The following is a 16,874-nucleotide window of genomic DNA, read 5'->3' on the forward strand; positions in this document are numbered from 1 at the left end:
AATCTGCTACTGGAAAAACTTGTTGTAGATTGAATCTGGCAGCAGAGAAGACGATTTGATAAACTGCTTGTTCATCTCGCGGAACGCATCAAATCGTTTTTTCGTTGTTGGATTCGCATTCGCGTCGCCAATCGCATCTTCAGACAACTTACTATCCAACTTAAATGCACGATTATCATTGATATGCACGTTGGAATACACAAAGTCAATCAGTTGAGATTTGCTTTGCATCATAGGAACCCCCATGCTCTGCTTGGCAGCACCGACGTCTAGACCCTTCCCTATCCAAGTTACCTGTTGAGGAGTTCGTAGCTGGTAATTTTCTCGATAGTAAGCTAAAATGGATGGTGCAATATCAAAATGGCTTACGGTATGATGAAACTTGCGTTTATTTTTTAATAAAGGCGAGTACACAAGTAATGGCACGTGATAACGATCGATCTTGCTCTGCAACGGTATCTCAGGCATGGCATGATCCCCAGTGATAATAAATATAGTATTTTTAAACTCTTCGCGCTGACGATAATCTGCAAAGAATTGACGCAAAGCATCATCGGCGTTGATGACCGAAATCAGTTGCTTTTTATTTTCCATTGCCAGGCCGTATTTGGCTTTGGGCAGTTTAAGCTGTTGTAAGCGCGCTTGAAAAAATGCCTCGTATTTTTGTGCATCATTGATCAAAAACGGATTATGCGTGGATAGTGTTAGTGCAATATGGAAATAAGGTTCGGACTGCTTTTCCGACAGTGCATTTAGCTGAGAAAGCACGGCTTGATCTTCATAACCCCAACTCTCGCCATTAGCACTTGGAAGTCTTTGATAGCCGGCAGGGAAGCTCGACTCATCAAGGAGTACATCAATATTATTAGCTTTTAGATACTTCGCCATAAAATCGAAGTTAGCATCTCCACCGTAAACAAACCCTGTTTTAAATCCGTTAAAAGCTAAAACATTCAGCAAGTTAAAGTGCTCAGGATAATCTTTTTGTTCAAGAAAACCGGAGGTACCAAAAGGTAGTGAACCTAGTACCGTCGGCAGTACTGAAAATGTTCTTCCGGAGGAACTTAAATTATTATCCCATACCAAGGAACTGTCTTTGAGCTGGTTTAAGAAAGGCGTAAAGTCTCCTATGTAGCCATCCGAACTGCTATATGCTTTGCCGAGGCCTTCAACTAAAATTAAAACTAAGTTGGGTGCTTTTTCAGCTTTCTGGAAATACTGGCCAAACACATCCATAGTCTGCTCATTCTGCAGGAATGGGTAAGCTGCGTTCAGTGAACCGACGGACGACTCAATCGAACTAGCAAATACACGATCTCCTATATTATCCGATAATAAATCGGCGTTGCTGTAGAGAAAGAACCCTAGCTTACTGCGTTCAGCCGTCTGCATAAAGTCATCCTTGGAGCTCCCGGTTACTGCACCAAATAAAGCGAGGTAAATCAATGCTATAAAACCTGCTGATAAAATGGAAAGCCCCTTTATCGTCGAACCCTTAATTTTACTGCTCAGGAATTTTATACTCATGATTAGGGCTAGCAGTCCTATCATTAACAGAAATACATTCAACCAATTAAGAACATTACTTGCACGAAGAATTCCAATTAGTTCTTCGGAAGAGTAAAAGAAAAGATCTGTTCCCAAGAGGTTTCGGGACTCAATAAAATAGAAAGCTAAAATTAATTGAATGGTCACTGCAGCGGCTGTAATAATTGGCAACATCCAATTGGCTAAGCGTTCATTGAACAATGAAATCAAAAGATAAACTGCCGCTAATGGTAAAAGAAAAACCATAGCCGTTAGGGCATTATTGGCCAACAGCACAGCAAATGATTCCATGGTTTTAAACTGCTGAACGCTGCTTCCATAAATAAACCATTCCGCAATGCTTGTAAGCAGAACAAAGATGAGATAAACAAGCGCCACTGGACTAAATTGCTCCATGAGCCATTTGCCATAGCGCAAGGCTTTTTCTTTAAAGCTTTCGTCCTTCTCCTGCGAGAACCCTTGTCTCGTCATTTCTCCCCATCCATTCTTTTTCCTAAAATAATCGACCATACCGGCAATTCCGGCGCGTACGACCAAGGGATGGAAATAAAACGGTTCGAGGGCAGCCGTTGCAATCAGTGTGGTTAGATCTTTTCGCTTGGAATATACTTGATGGCTAACCAAATCCACCGAAACCGCATAGACGGAATACAGAATACTGGAAAATACAACGAGCAGGAATAAGGCGAAAAAGAATGTCCAATTAATAATCCCAAACAGTACAAAAAGAATGAAGATAATATAGCCTGTAAATTCCACAAAGGGACCCAAGAATTCAAAGAAAAACCAATACGGTAGGCTTAGCATACCCAGTTTACCGTATTTCGGGTTGAACATCAATTTACGATGTGTCCAAAGGGTTTCCATGGTGCCCCGCATCCAGCGGTTTCTTTGCTTTTTTAACACTTCCTTATCTTCAGGTACTTCCGTCCAACAAAGAGGATCCGGAATATTGATAACCTGATGTGGTAGATCTTTTTCAATCATGTAGCGTCTCATCCGCACGACAAGCTCCATATCCTCTCCAACGGTGCTATGGTCATATCCTCCACAGGCAAGCACAATCTCCTTGTCAAAGGCTCCAAATGCCCCTGAAATCAAAATTAATCCGCTCGCTCTTGACCATGCCATTCGGCCTAACACAAATGCTCGGATATATTCCAACGCCTGGCTCCGCCCTAACCAGGTTTTAGGCAGATTAACTTCGACCACCTTGCCATTCTCTATCTTACAATTATTCGCTAAACGAATAACACCTCCGCACGCAATTAACCGCTTATCCTCTTGCTCCATAAAAGGCTTGGCAAGCTTTAGTATCGCCTCCTGATCAATAATACAATCGACATCAATACAGACAATATAATCGCTTTTGGAAATATTTATCCCTACGTTGAGTGCATCTGCCTTACCCCCATTCTTCTTATCTACGACAATTAACTTCCTGAATGCAGGATTCTTACTCTTATAAACCTGAACTACTTCTTGAGTTTTCAAATTGCCGCTTATTGCGTAGCTTACTTTCTCTAAATGATAAGCTTCGACAAGTCTTTCGATGGAATCATCTTTAGAACCGTCATTGACAATAATAATCTCTAACTTATTGTAGTAGATCGATAACAAGGATCGCACGTTTTCTACAATTGTCTTTCCCTCATTATAAGCAGGCGCAATCAGGCTAAAACTTGGTGCATTCGGATTCGTGGCAATTAACGAATAGTCCGTATAGATATTGCCGTATTTATAACGCGTTACGGCGCCATAGGAAAATATGGCGATCCAAGTATAGACACTGAATATTCCCATTGAATAGATCAAGAATAGCCAGACAACAATTTCGTAAATGACCTTTGCTATTTCGTTCATCGCTTATTATCCAATACGTGGTTTAAAACTAGTAGATTTGGATCTCCTTCGTTAAGAGATAACCTTAAGTTATTCAAATAATTAAATTCACCTATCGAAAAAAGTGAATCAGCAATATTCACTCTTCCTCTTTGCGTAGGGTAAATACTCAACTCCTTTTTTAAAAAGTCAATCTGATCTCTTGCACGGGTATAACCCAAACCTTTGATGATCTCCTGCTGCTGTGCCTCTTCCATGAACGGAAATCGCGCCACAAGCTGTTCCGAAGTATCGAATACATCAAGACTGAACATTGTGCGTATCACTTCCAGCTGCACAGCATGATTCGGATAATTCAATATTTGAATTAAATCAGCATGTAGCTCTAGCACTTTGAATTTTTGAATAAGTTTTAGTGAAAATATGATAACGGAGGGGTTTGCGCCATAAAGCCAACTGAGCAATCTTGGAATTGCATCCTTTGGCAACTGCTTAATAAAACTGATGATACGTAACTGTTGCCAGTCGGATAGTACTCCGTTGAACTGATCCAGAAAAGCCAATCCCTCAAAGCCTTCGAAGTATACTATAGCGTATTGTGCTTCCTGCCTAACACTAAGGTGATTGTGATTCAGCATTGACTTGATTTCTGGAAGAGCCTCTTCGGCTCGCATCACCTTCAAAACCTGAATACCTCTAGCTATCAAATAGGGCTTTTTGCTCCTTAATAGTGCATAAGCTTCCTCATTCAAATGATAGATGTAGAATACGCGTTTCAATATTTGAGCAGCGACGCCGGAGAACTTGCGTTCAGATTCAACCAAGCGATTAAGAAAATAACGACGAAACTCTCTATATTTTAAGTAATACGTGATATCCTTATCGATATACACCTCATCAACAGACCCTTCTATGATGACTTTGGCTAAATACTCCTCCACCAGTTTCTTCCACAGCTGTCTGCTTTCTACGATCTTATATTCGCGAAAACTGAAAATCAAAAGGGCAAGAATAACTAAAAAAACGAGAATCAAAATTGTTAAGATTCCGATCATTAGTTCATGTAGGGTGAGTACCGGCTCCATCTTCCTCCTATGGTCTGTTCAATAATTTATTAATACGCAGAATCAATTCATTAGGACTAAAAGGTTTGATCATATAATCAGAAGCTCCCATTTCGAATGCTTCAATGACGATTTCCTCCTGTCCCATGCTAGAGAGCATGATGATTGGAATAGGTTGCTCCAACAGTTTTACTTCAGCAAGAATTTCTATTCCAGAAGCAAAAGGCATCATGATATCGCTAATGATTAAATCAATCTTTTGACTTCTTATCAATTCGATCGCCTCTTGCCCATTTCTCGTAAGAATTACTTCAAATCCTTCTTTTTTTAGTTTATGCTCAATAGTTTTAAGAATCAATTCATCATCTTCGGCTAATAACACAACCATCTTCTACGCTTTAATTTTTATTAATAGTTTCTGTAATAATTCAATTTCGTTGGTCAAATTCGATATTTCATCGAATGGTAAATTGCCATTTATAAACTTCTCCTCCATATCAGCTGCCATTCTATTTAGCAGGATCAACCCGGCTGTACTGGACGTTCCACGAAGTTTATGCAATAGCTTTTTGATCTGCGGAACGTCGCTTTCCTCGCGAGCGAGATTCAGCCGCTCTTTTTGCAGCTCCAACTCTCCTAAAACAATACCGATAAACTCTTGTTTGAAGTCGGCATCATTATCGGTCGATTCATCCATTATGCTTTCGTCGAAGTGAACAGACATTTCGACTTCGCTGACTAAATCAGCTTCTAAAGCCTGCATTGCTTTCGTCACCATAGTCTTAAAATCGCCAGCCTTAATTGGCTTCGTGAGAAAATCGGTCATTCCAACTTCTAAACATTTCTCCTTTTCACCAATGACATTCCCTGCAGTGATACCGATAATAGGCACCTGTTCGTATCCCTTCATCGTTCGGATGCGCTGTGTGGCTTCGATTCCATCCATCAATGGCATCTGAATGTCCATCAGAATCAAATCGAAAACAGATGCTTCGCAGGCTTCTACGGCAAGAACACCGTTCTCCACACTGGCGGTTTCACATTGTGGCAATACGCCCTCAACAAGCCTTAGGTTCAAAGCCATATTTACAGGGTTATCATCCGCTACAAGCACACGAAACGCTTTTTCCAGGTGCTTAGCAGACTCTTGTTCCTCAACAACAGACTTTTCGGTCGTCTGGGTTTGTCGAAGAATCCTATATAATTCTTCAGAAATAATCGGCTTTGTCAGACAATAGGAATTCTGTTCCTGACGGAATTGCGTCATATGTTCCTGATCTTCAGACGAACAATGTGAAACTAGAAGTGGGATAGGTTCGCCCTGTTGGTTCAAGAATTCTTTGATCTTTCCGATGGTTTCTAAACCATTCAATATTGGCATACGGTAATCCATCAAAATAGCGTCAAAGCGTTTTCCGTCTAGATAAAGCTGTATTGCTTCAAACCCATTGCCGACAGAAGTCGTCTTAACTCCCTTATAAGCGAGCATATGCTCAAGAATTACGCGGTTATTTACATTATCATCAACGATGAGCACATTCTCCACCGATAAGTCATCATTCTGCTCTTCTGTATATTCGTAGGGCACTTCAATCTCAAATGAGAAAATCGATCCTTCATTGACCTTACTTTCTAGCGACAATTCACTGCCCATATAGCGCAAAATATTATTGGAAATTGTCAGCCCAAGTCCTGTACCACCAAAACGCTTACTCACAGAACTATCTTCTTGCATAAAGGCATCGAATATGCGATGTTGCTTTTCTTCCGATATACCAATGCCCGTATCGCGGACCGAGAATCGAAGTCTCACTTTATCCTGCTCAATATTGGTTCTTTCAACACGAAGCTCAATTTCTCCTGTCTCGGTAAATTTCACAGCATTCCCCAAGAGGTTGATCAAAACTTGTTTTATTCGCGACTCATCAATATAAATAAGATCTGGAAGACCTTGTTCGATATTTAGGAGCAGCTCTATGGCCCTATTTTGCGCTTGGTATAGAATAACATGTATTACTTGATTGACGAGCTCATAGGGATTGTATTGGTCTATGTAGAACTCCAATTTTCCAGATTCAATCTTTGAGAAATCCAATATATCGTTAATGATAGAAAGCAGATTATTTCCCGACTCATTAACATATTTTAGATATTGCTTCTGCAAATCGTTCAGTGGAGTTTTCAATAGTAGGTCCGAAAATCCGATAACACCATTTAAAGGCGTACGAATCTCATGGCTCATATTTGCTAAGAATTCTGATTTAGCCTTACTTCCTATATCAGCAAGTTTTTTGGCATTTTTCAGCTCTTCGTTCTTAGCCACTAACTCGGATATATTTTGCGAGAATATAATAATTCCGCCGATGGTCCCATCAGGTAATCGCCATGGTCTCACTTCCCAATTGTAATGCTGGGCGTGTTCATGCTCTTCACGCTTAACAACCTCATCTGTATTTTTATACGGTATTCCTTCTAAAGCTTTACGATAGATTTCCTTGCGCCGCTCTGGAATATTAGGGAATACCTCATAAAGATTACGATTTGGCACATGATTGTCGATGTAATGAAATTCTTCTTTCCACTGTTTGCTTATCGTTAGATAATTCAAATCTTGATCAAACATGGCTACGGATGCAGGCACATAATCGACGAACGTTTGCAACATAGACTCCTTTCGCTCTAGCTCCAGAAATAACTGTTTCGTTTGATCGATGTCTTGCATAATCCCAAAAACGCGCGTACATCGTCCATCAATTATCTCCGGAACACCCTTAATTCGAATCCAGATATATTCGCCCGATGCTCTTCTCAGTCGAGTTTCAATATCATAGGATTTGCCGGATAAAATAGCCGTCTTAAAGAGTTCTGATAAAGTTTGACTGTCCTCATCATCAAAGAAAGAGAATGCATTCTCAAGCGTAGGTTTAAAATCGTCGGATACGCCATGGATTTGGCGCGTAGGACCAGACCAATAAATTTCATTTTTTGCGAGGTCCACTTCCCAGCCCCCAACTTGTGCGACCTGACTACTTTGCTCTAGAATTTGTTTTGTGTGCTGAAGATCTTTCTCTAAGGTAATACGCTCGTTCATATTAAGCGCGGAACTTACTACATAGGCACTACCCTCCGCGTCGATCTCCAAAATGTTATTATATAACCAATAGATCCATTCGCCATCCTTATGACGTAACACCATCATGCCACTATCTTCACCTTTTTGCTTTATTCGCTCTAGATAGGGTTTAATTAGCGAACGATTTTCAGGAGGTACAAGATCAAGAAGATTAAGACCCTGAACTTCATGCGAAGAATAGCCTAAGACTTTTCTTCCCATTTCATTGACCCGAAGAATATTTCCATCCAAGTCATGCATACTCATCAGCCCTATACCATTCTCAAAGAAGTTCCTGAATCTCCGTTCGGAAACCAAAAGCTTCACTTTCTCAGCGTTCTCCTTACTTATGTCGCGGCCGAATGCAAAGATCTCTTTATTGTCGGGATTGTATTTTAGATTCCAATTGATGAAAGCTTCCTCTTCCGAAGGCGTTTCTGTGCGTGTCTGAACCTGTACTTCTCCATTTGTTTCTATGGTTGATTGTAGTGCTTTGAGCACAGTTTCATTTGCCTGAAGCACCTCAGGGAAACTCATGCCCACGGCTTCCCGAGTCGAGAAAGCCATGAGATCAGCGAACGCAGGATTGACTTCTTTGATTATAAAATTGTCATCGAGCACACAAATCATGTTTTGTGTTACAGAAAGTATCTGTTTAAAATACGCCGCTTGGGTCGATTTCCTCCTAGCTAATAATAAGGCTACAACAGCATCCGCTAGCTTCGCTAGTTCCGAAAGCTGTTCCTCCGATATCGTTTTGGTAACAAAATCAACAACACATAAGGTGCCTAAGGCTAAGCCACGATCGTCTAAAAGCGGAACGCCGGCATAGAACCGAATTTCAGCAGCACGAATCAATGGGTTATCCTTCGTTCTAGGATCTTGAAATGTATCTTCAATCATGAGCGGCTCTTCGCTCATCATCGTATATTGACAGACGGTATTCCTTCTTTCTACGGTTTCTAAATTAATGCCAAAACAGCTTTGAATACGTTGCATATCTTCTTCCATTATTGCGATGATGGAAGATGGACATGCGGTAATCCTGCATGCCAATTCGGCGAAAATATCGAGTTCTGGCATCTTGCCAAGTCCCATTAAACCGAATGAGTATAACATATCCAAGCGCTCTGACTCATTTGTCGGAGTACACTGCGAGTTCATGTTGCTTTCTATAGGTAGTAATTAATGCACCGCAAGATAGCGATATAAAGCGGCACAGTCCTGTTTTTTTGAGTAAAACAGATAAACTTGCCGAATAGTTTTAAAATTATCTTAACGATTCTTAAAACTTATCTATTGTTTCAAGCCTCACAACAACAGAAAGATTGGCGATTAGGTAAAAACATTTTATAGCATCGATGAAAAATGTTTCATTTTTCATGACGAACAATAGGCATAGCCTCCCAATCCAAACGATATATCATTACGCATAACCTAAATGCCATTATGAATAGGTAGATATTTTTTCTCTAAACGTACTTTTGCTATTATTTAGAATCATTACAAACAAAAAAGATGAGAATTTATTACTTATCAAGGCTTTCCAAAGCCTTTCTATGTTTTCTCCTCCTATTTTGTTCATGCAAAAAGGAAGACAAACCAAAACTACCAACGGATCCTATTCAAGGGGAAAAGGTCGTCAGAAATTTAAAAGCAGACTACATGACCAAGCCTTACTTTAAGTTTAGCACGGGCGAAGTGGTCAAAAAACCAGGAGATGATAACTGGGACATTTGCTTTGAGCATGCACAGCTGAAAATTAATGGTGGTACCATGGGCAACCCGGTCCGTACAGGCAATGCGAAAGCCATTATTGTGCATACGGCCTATCAGAATATCAAAGACATCCCAAATTTAAGCGACTTAAAGCAAGATGACGGCAGGACGGATTTCGCCTTAGGCTATCGCAGCGGTGGGAAAACTTGGTATTACATGGATGAAAATAATTTCTACATGCCCTATCCTGAAAAGACAATGTTTATTCAAACGGCCGATCAAAAGGGATTTGTAAAACTACAGATCTTAAGCTTCTACCGAGATATGCCTAAGCTGAAAGGTGAGTCTTATGAGTCCATCAGCACGCGCGCAGGCTTCTTCACCTTCCGATATCAATACATAGAGAAAGGACAACGATTCCATTAATCTACATTCAACATACCAAACATATGAAATTTAAAAGTAACTGGTCTATAATCCTAAGCTTATGTCTCTTAACACAACCCAGCGCCTGCCGAAAGGACATCTCTCCATTTGGCACTTACATAGACCAAAAACCAGCAGAAACGGAGTATAAAGAAGCAATCATTGTTTATTTTAAAGACAAAAACAATAATAAATACACCCTTCTAGATCCGTCAAGCTACCTTAGTGACAAAGCGATACAACGCAGAAAGATACAAAAGATAGCGATTGATTCTACCGACTTACCGGTAAGCAGGAAGTATTTGAGCGAGCTTCTGAAAGAAAGTGAAGGCAAGCTACTTAACACCTCAAAATGGTTGAACTATGCGGTTATTCACTTACCAGAACATAAAGATAACTTGGAAAAGATCAAATCTTTATCCTTTGTTGCATCAATCAAAACAATTGGAGTACATCTACCTTACCAGGAACCTGTTGTACCTCCGATCAAAAACGAGACACCGTTTGCCGCAATTGCCTCTACCAACATCTTAGACACCTTGAAGGTCGGTGCTGTTAATTATGGAAAAACCTATGGTTTACTACAACAATACGAGGCTAATTTATTACACGAGAAGAAGTTCTTTGGCAAAGGAAAGACCATCGCAATTCTCAGCGAAGGGTTTGGGTATTTAGATGAAAAACCTGAACTAATCCATTTAATATCGGAGCAAAAGATCAAGGATAGTTACGACTTGCTTTATAACCGCAGCGACATCAGTACGACGACCACCAATGGTAACAATCTCCTAGCTATGCTCGGAGCCATTAATCCGCAAAAGTTTATTGGCTTATCACCAAAAGCCGACTACATTTTGCTTCGTACGGATCAGAACGGTAGTCAAGAGCCCTTTTATGAAACCAGTTGGGTCGCAGGGGTCGAAAGAGCCGATAGCCTGGGCGTCGACATCATTAGCTCATCTTGTGTCTATGGCGTGAAATTCAATCAACCTCAATTTGATATGAAGGCCGAACAAGCCGATGGTCGCTCCATCAGCAGTAGAGTGGCTGATCAGGCTTTCAAAAAAGGCATCATCACGGTTCAAATGTTTCCGCAAGAGTCCAATGGTATCACCTTTATACTCCCTCCAGCAGATGCCAAGGATATTATTACAGCCGGCAATATCAACAAGCGGAATAAGCCATTGTGGAATGTCTTGAACAAGCCAACCGCCGATGGACGAATAAAGCCTGAACTAGCTGTGCTGGCGCAAGAAATTCCTGTCATCTATGGATGGGGAGACTCATACAGCACCTCGGATACCCCTCCTATTCTGGCAGGGTTGATTGCCTGCTTATGGGAAGCCTTGCCAAACAAAAATGCCAAGGAAATAAAAGAACTATTGCAACAAACAGCCAGCCAAAGTACAAATCCAGACAACAAGCTGGGTTATGGTGTACCAAACTTTAAAAAAGCATATGAACAAGCCAAATAGAAATCCAAAAACTTTGGCCATGCCAAAGCATACATCGTTAATCAGCACCGGCATAGCACTATTCCTTGCGGCATGTTCCTTAAGCTCCTGCCAAAAAGATAGTGAAGTAAACATTAAACACATCAAACAAAAACAAGCCGTCGTCGACTATATCTTGGATCTTGAAAATCTATACATGATCAAATATAGTTTTCAGTATAACGATCAATATCAGGTCACTAAGATATACCGTGGCGAGCGCCATGCCAATATCAGCCAACTGCAGCTGATTGCTGAAGCACATTACGACACAAACAACAAAAGCAACTTACCGGACTCTCTATCGACCTATAATACACGCGGGTTTAAAGTCGGAGTAATCTTGGCGAAAGATTACAACAGCGTAGCAAAGGCCAACAGCAACAAGCAGTACCAATGGCACCCGAACCCAATCTACTTTCCTTATGATTAATAAAATTCGCTATTAAGATAGTGAATATTATTTATAATCATTTTAAATAACTAATATTCTAATGATTTTCTAAGAAGCTCAACCACGAATGACAACCGGAAGTTTCGTAGTCTCGAAGTTCAAATTAGCGATGTTGTAGGTAGAATCTGGCAGGTCTGTTATTGTCCTTACATTGTTCAATGCGACTTGCAGGTAGTAAGTTCCACGATAGTTCAGTTCATATAGGTATTCGATCATCGCTTCGATGTTTGCACGGCTGTGCAGTGCAGAATGAACGGTAGAGCGCACTTCAAAAGAAATGTTGGAGGATTGAAGAATACGATAGGATTCCTCAAAGGCATGGAAAGTACTAGCGGCTGTAATGGCTCTAAAGTCAGCTTCCAAAGCCTTTAAATCTAAGGAAACATAGTCTATAAGATCATCATCTAAAAGCGCTGACAGCGTCTTAGGACTGCTTCCGTTTGTATCGATCTTGACTAAATAACCAAGATCCTTTGCTTTTTGGGCAATGGTTTTTACGTCTTTATGTATGCTACACTCTCCCCCGCTGAGCACCACGGCTTGCAAAAGGCCTTTCCGCGACCGCAAAAATGATACTGCGTCTTCCACACTAATCTTCCCTTTTCCAAAAACAATATCAGGGTTGTAGCAATACTGACAACGCATATTGCAGCCTACAAACCAAAAGATGCAGGCTGCTTTATGAGGATAATCGAGTAAGGTGAAGGGGGTGATATCAAATAGCGGCTTTGCCATGTTGCTCACAGAATAAGGTTCGCTCCTTATGTTCCCCTTGCTTTCCAATGTTAAAGCTTTCTACAGGACGATGGTATCCCATGACGCGTGTATAAACTAAACATTTACTACGCTCTTGCTGATGTTGCTGCAACACCTGCTGTCTTTCATCATTCAAAATTTTCATGTGTGATATCTAATTTATGTTTATTGATAATTTCTTCATCGCATTGCGGACAATATTCATGTTGTCCATTCAGGTAACCATGTTTAGGGCATACACTAAACACCGGTGTCACGGTAATATATGGCAGTTTAAAGTTCGTTAATACGGTTTTCACAAACTCTTTACATGCTTCCGAGGTACTGATTCGCTCGCGCATATAAAGGTGCAGTACTGTACCGCCTGTATATTTACACTGCAAATCATCTTGCAATAGCAAAGCTTCAAACGGATCATCAGTCTGATCGGCTGGCAACTGTGAACTATTGGTATAATAAATCTGTGGATGCGTCCCTGCTTGCAGAATATCGTCAAAGCGTTTTTTATCTTCTTTTGCAAATCGATAGGTCGTGCCCTCAGCCGGTGTCGCCTCCAAATTATAGAGATTACCCGTAGTTTCCTGAAACTCCCTAAGTCGGGTTCGGATGAAATCTAATACGTTGCTAGCAAACTCTTTTCCCCATGGCGATACGATATTCTCTTGGTCGTCCGTATAATTACGGATCATCTCATTCATGCCGTTGACACCGATGGTAGAGAAATGATTCCGGAAATGAGGGAGATAGCGCTTGGTATATGGATATAGTCCGTTGTCATACATCTCTTGTACAAACTTACGTTTCTTCTCTAAGCTAGATTTTCCGATCTCCATGAGCTCGTTCAACCGTTCATACAATTCCTTAGGCTTACCTTTATAAAGATAGCCCAGCCTTGCCATATTGATAGTAACCACACCTATACTGCCCGTCATTTCGGCACTCCCGAACAGCCCATTTCCTCGCTTCAATAGCTCTCGTAAATCGAGCTGCAAACGACAACACATACTACGAACCGCGTTTGGTTTGTATGCATCAGGATTTTCAACCCGCTCGCCTGCATCATTTAATATATATTGGCTACCGATGAAATTCTGAAAATAAGAAGAGCCAATTTTTGCTGTATTCTCAAATAAGATTTCTACGTTTTCACCCTCCCAATCAAAATCCTCGGTAATATTGACTGTAGGGATAGGGAAAGTAAAGGGTTGTCCGTTCGCATCTCCTTCCGTCATGACCTCATAATAAGCCTTGTTGATCATATTCATTTCCTTTTGGAAATGCTTATAGGTCAAATCTTCTAAATTAGCTGCGCCCCGTTCGGCGGCAAACTTATTTAGTTCCTCGTCTTGCAAGCCACGGAATAAATGGATGCCTGACTTTGTTGGAATCTGATCTTGTAAGTCCTGAGGAACATTCCAATCGAGCGTAATATTGGTAAATGGTGATTGACCCCATCTCGCTGGTACATTTAAATTATATACAAAGCTGCGGATCGCTTTCTTCACATCGATCTGACTTAATCGGTCTTTGAATACGTACGGCGCCAAGTAAGTGTCAAATGAACTAAATGCTTGCGCACCGGCCCACTCGCTTTGTAAAATACCTAAGAAATTAGCCATCTGCCCTAATGCTTCCCGGAAGTGTGAGGGAGGTCTGCTGTCGACACGCCCACGAACACCATTAAAGCCTTCGTCGAGCAATACACGCAGACTCCAACCGGCGCAGTAACCCGTTAGGCAGTCTAAATCGTGAATATGAATATCGGCATTGCGATGTGCATGGCCTTCGATCCGATTGTAAACTTTATCTAACCAATAATTTGCGATAATTTTTCCTGCTGTATTATTGACCAAACCGGCGTTAGAAAATGAGTTGTTCGCATTCGCTTGGATTCGCCAATCATTCTGATAAATATACTCCTCGACGGCATGGCTGCTATCGACATAAGTACTTGAATCTACAAATCGATCGATATGCTCGCGCTGCAACTTTCGAGTATGTCGAAAAAGCATAAAGGAGCGCATAACCTGAAAATAACCGCCCACATAGAGCTTCTTTTCAATTACGTCTTGTATATCTTCAACATCCACGAGCGCAGACTGTCCGATATCAGTAAGTACAGATTCCATGATCTCCTCATCATAAGGAATGGATACCGACTGAAAGGCTTTCTTGATCGCGTCTTCAATTTTAAATGGCTGAAATTTCTCTAAGGAACCGTCTCGTTTAATTACGTCTTTCATATCACAATTTTGAGTTTTAAGAGCAAGAATTTTTAGGATTTACCTAAAGCTACCCAGAAGTACGCAGAATTAAAATGACACAAAACACATATTCATTTTTTTCTAAAAAACTTTCAGAAAAACAAAATCTATGCAAAAAGTATTGGCCAATATTGATAGCCAAGGGGAATATCAAGAATAGAAAATGCTTAAAACGATAGACTTATCTGTGCTACAAAGTTTCGTCCTGGTCTCGCTATTTTCATAATATCTTGATGACGGTAATAGTAGCGATCGAAGATATTCTCCACACGAATATTACTGATCAGTCGATGTTGCTTCAGCTTAAAGGTCTTTCGCAATCCCGCGTTCAATAAAGTCGCGGACGGCGTGTGAGTATCGCCATAAACTTCAGGGCTCACTTTGTTTTGAGCAGCATAATATGCCAATTCAACCTGTCCGGTCCATCCTTTGTAGTTCAGTAGGAGGTTATTGTTATTAGTAAAAGGTGAAATCAAGGGAAGTGAATTGTTGCTATTATCTATCCCTTCAGTATAAGCAATCGTAGAGATCCACTCTAGATATTTAAAAGGTTTTAGACGTAACGCAAACTCAGCCCCGACAATATTCGCAGAAGGTAGATTAGCATATTGTTTTACTCCTGTCGCACCTATGGTCATCACTTGAAAATCACTATTAATGGCGCCGGCGATGTAGTCTCTGAAGAAATAATTGTAAGCAGTCGCTTCAAATCGCATCCAAGCGTATTGGTAACTCATTCCCAAACTCGCTTGCAAAGCTTTTTCGGTTTTGAGATCCATATTGCCCAAGTAATCGTAGTTATCTAAGCGATTGAACAAATAAAAACCATAATACTCTTGTAGACTCGCACTTCGAGTAGCATATCCTAATTTAGCCATCCAATGCCAATGAGCGCTGGGTTGATAATGCCCCATCAGACTTATATTCGCTAGGTGGTTGCTCCGATCTAGATTTCCATTCTTCATTCCCGATAGCTGCGCCTCCCCTTCTTCGCTATAAAGCTTCGAATGCGAGAAGCTATAAGTCCCTAGTAGATCGAGTCCCCAATGTTCGGAAAAAGCGAACTTGTCAGAAATATCTAAGCTGACATTATTGCGTTGCGCATCGGGAATGGTATACATGAACATTGGACTTCCTTGTGTAGGATACATCGTCATGTTAGCAGTCAATCTATTTACATAGCCGCTTGCACGAGCCTGTAAATAATGCTTACCCTTTTGAAAAGAGGTTTCGCTATAGAATCCACCAGTCCAAGAAACGCCTGGCATATCCATATGCATCGCAACGCTTTCGGCCGGACGCTTAGTATCATCCATCGCATGGTCGATGTGATTAAAATATACTTTACTGCGAAGATCTGTTCCGGTGGATTTCATCGAATAGACATGGCTTATTGACGCAATGTTCGCATTTGCATAGGCGACATCCATAGTTAAAGCAGGGTAACCTATATTTTGTCCGTAATCAGCTAGATATTGAGCAGTGAGCTGGTTGCGATCGTTTATTTTATATTTGAACGCTAATGAACCATTCCACTTTTGGAATTGCGAATGTGGAATGACCTGCATATTTGCTGCCCGATACTCATGTGCCTTTCTGAATATCCCGTTGATCAAAATACCATAGCGGTCAGTGCTGTATTGTAAAGAAGCTAAGGTTTGAATAGCCTCGGCATTCGTTTCAAAGCCGGTTCCGAGCATCCCACTTAATTTTGGATGTTGCGATAACTCAGGGGTAGCCAATTTAAAATTAACACCGCCGGCAATACCTGCACCATAATTATTAAAGGAAGGCTCCAGATTGACGTTTATTTGTTGAAGGTTGCTAGGCTCGATATATGAACTGATAGGGTCCATCCGGTCTGTACATGCACCAAAAATTGCCATACCATCAATACTTAAATTAATCTGCGCAGCGTTGAGACTGCGTATGGTTGGTTCCCAAGCATAAGCACCTCGTCGGATCATCTGCACACCGGCAATTCTGTCCAACAACTGGTCGATATTTGCTTGCTTGGAAGCGCGCAGTTCCTTTTCAAGTTGCTTATTCACGCCAACCCGGCTCGTCACTACGACTTCTTCTATTTCTACATGTTTTAGAGAGTCTTGCTCCTGATGGTGTTGAGCGAGCGCATTAAAACTTAGTGCCGATGCACTTAAAAATAATATATATCGTATGCGTTTCATAAGCTTTGAA

11 protein-coding genes are annotated in these 16,874 nt (G+C 41.0%); 3 read left to right on the forward strand and 8 right to left on the reverse strand.

What is annotated here, in order from left to right; all coding sequences use genetic code 11:
* Positions 1-6: 6 nt before the first annotated feature.
* The 4 genes from B2400_RS00330 to B2400_RS00345 are packed head-to-tail and all read right to left on the reverse strand — an operon-like array spanning position 7 to position 8,730.
* Positions 7-3,411 (reverse strand): sulfatase-like hydrolase/transferase, encoded by a 3,405-nt coding sequence (locus tag B2400_RS00330; RefSeq protein ID WP_286651307.1) that lies wholly within the window; start codon positions 3,409-3,411, stop codon positions 7-9.
* Positions 3,408-4,475 (reverse strand): hypothetical protein, encoded by a 1,068-nt coding sequence (locus B2400_RS00335; RefSeq protein ID WP_286651308.1) that lies wholly within the window; start codon positions 4,473-4,475, stop codon positions 3,408-3,410. The genes B2400_RS00330 and B2400_RS00335 overlap by 4 nt, the downstream gene beginning before the upstream one ends.
* A 7-nt stretch (positions 4,476-4,482) precedes the next feature.
* Complete coding sequence (locus B2400_RS00340) at positions 4,483-4,842, reverse strand: response regulator transcription factor (RefSeq protein WP_149525528.1); 360 nt, start codon at positions 4,840-4,842, stop codon at positions 4,483-4,485.
* A 3-nt stretch (positions 4,843-4,845) separates the two neighbouring features.
* Positions 4,846-8,730: a PAS domain S-box protein gene (locus tag B2400_RS00345; protein ID WP_293930107.1), complete on the reverse strand. Its 3,885-nt coding sequence runs from the start codon at positions 8,728-8,730 to the stop codon at positions 4,846-4,848.
* Between the two features lie 501 nt (positions 8,731-9,231).
* Here B2400_RS00345 and B2400_RS00350 point away from each other — a divergent pair.
* The 3 genes from B2400_RS00350 to B2400_RS00360 are packed head-to-tail and all read left to right on the forward strand — an operon-like array spanning position 9,232 to position 11,637.
* Positions 9,232-9,711, forward strand: a complete 480-nt coding sequence (locus tag B2400_RS00350; protein WP_286651310.1) for an HmuY family protein — start codon at positions 9,232-9,234, stop codon at positions 9,709-9,711.
* A gap of 23 nt (positions 9,712-9,734) precedes the next feature.
* Positions 9,735-11,186: a S8 family serine peptidase gene (locus B2400_RS00355; protein ID WP_286651311.1), complete on the forward strand. Its 1,452-nt coding sequence runs from the start codon at positions 9,735-9,737 to the stop codon at positions 11,184-11,186.
* Positions 11,170-11,637, forward strand: coding sequence for a hypothetical protein (locus B2400_RS00360; protein ID WP_293930109.1), 468 nt, complete (start codon positions 11,170-11,172; stop codon positions 11,635-11,637). The genes B2400_RS00355 and B2400_RS00360 overlap by 17 nt, the downstream gene beginning before the upstream one ends.
* A gap of 78 nt (positions 11,638-11,715) precedes the next feature.
* On the opposite strand, the gene B2400_RS00365 is transcribed toward B2400_RS00360, so the two are convergent.
* From B2400_RS00365 to B2400_RS00380, 4 genes are all read right to left on the reverse strand, one after another.
* Positions 11,716-12,393, reverse strand: coding sequence for an anaerobic ribonucleoside-triphosphate reductase activating protein (locus tag B2400_RS00365; RefSeq protein WP_286651313.1), 678 nt, complete (start codon positions 12,391-12,393; stop codon positions 11,716-11,718).
* Positions 12,374-12,559, reverse strand: a complete 186-nt coding sequence (gene nrdD, locus B2400_RS00370) for an anaerobic ribonucleoside-triphosphate reductase (protein ID WP_149525522.1) — start codon at positions 12,557-12,559, stop codon at positions 12,374-12,376. The genes B2400_RS00365 and nrdD overlap by 20 nt, the downstream gene beginning before the upstream one ends.
* The gene (locus B2400_RS00375) at positions 12,543-14,657 is read right to left on the reverse strand and encodes a ribonucleoside triphosphate reductase (protein ID WP_286651314.1); all 2,115 of its coding nucleotides are present in this window, start codon (positions 14,655-14,657) and stop codon (positions 12,543-12,545) included. The genes nrdD and B2400_RS00375 overlap by 17 nt, the downstream gene beginning before the upstream one ends.
* A 188-nt stretch (positions 14,658-14,845) precedes the next feature.
* Positions 14,846-16,864, reverse strand: a complete 2,019-nt coding sequence (locus tag B2400_RS00380; protein ID WP_286651315.1) for a TonB-dependent receptor plug domain-containing protein — start codon at positions 16,862-16,864, stop codon at positions 14,846-14,848.
* Positions 16,865-16,874: the final 10 nt, after the last annotated feature.

This window comes from Sphingobacterium sp. UBA6645 (assembly GCF_002455685.1).
GTDB classification, from domain to species: Bacteria; Bacteroidota; Bacteroidia; order Sphingobacteriales; family Sphingobacteriaceae; genus Sphingobacterium; species Sphingobacterium hotanense.

Excerpts from the sequence above, each read along its gene's own strand:
- B2400_RS00350 (WP_286651310.1), top strand. The coding sequence starts at position 9,232 with ATGACCAAGCCTTACTTTAAGTTTAGCACGGGCGAAGTGGTCAAAAAA.
- B2400_RS00345 (WP_293930107.1), bottom strand. The coding sequence starts at position 8,730 with ATGAACTCGCAGTGTACTCCGACAAATGAGTCAGAGCGCTTGGATATG.
- B2400_RS00340 (WP_149525528.1), bottom strand. The coding sequence starts at position 4,842 with ATGGTTGTGTTATTAGCCGAAGATGATGAATTGATTCTTAAAACTATT.
- B2400_RS00375 (WP_286651314.1), bottom strand. The coding sequence starts at position 14,657 with ATGAAAGACGTAATTAAACGAGACGGTTCCTTAGAGAAATTTCAGCCA.
- B2400_RS00355 (WP_286651311.1), top strand. The coding sequence starts at position 9,735 with ATGAAATTTAAAAGTAACTGGTCTATAATCCTAAGCTTATGTCTCTTA.
- nrdD (WP_149525522.1), bottom strand. The coding sequence starts at position 12,559 with ATGAAAATTTTGAATGATGAAAGACAGCAGGTGTTGCAGCAACATCAG.
- B2400_RS00365 (WP_286651313.1), bottom strand. The coding sequence starts at position 12,393 with ATGGCAAAGCCGCTATTTGATATCACCCCCTTCACCTTACTCGATTAT.
- B2400_RS00335 (WP_286651308.1), bottom strand. The coding sequence starts at position 4,475 with ATGGAGCCGGTACTCACCCTACATGAACTAATGATCGGAATCTTAACA.
- B2400_RS00330 (WP_286651307.1), bottom strand. The coding sequence starts at position 3,411 with ATGAACGAAATAGCAAAGGTCATTTACGAAATTGTTGTCTGGCTATTC.
- B2400_RS00360 (WP_293930109.1), top strand. The coding sequence starts at position 11,170 with ATGAACAAGCCAAATAGAAATCCAAAAACTTTGGCCATGCCAAAGCAT.
- B2400_RS00380 (WP_286651315.1), bottom strand. The coding sequence starts at position 16,864 with ATGAAACGCATACGATATATATTATTTTTAAGTGCATCGGCACTAAGT.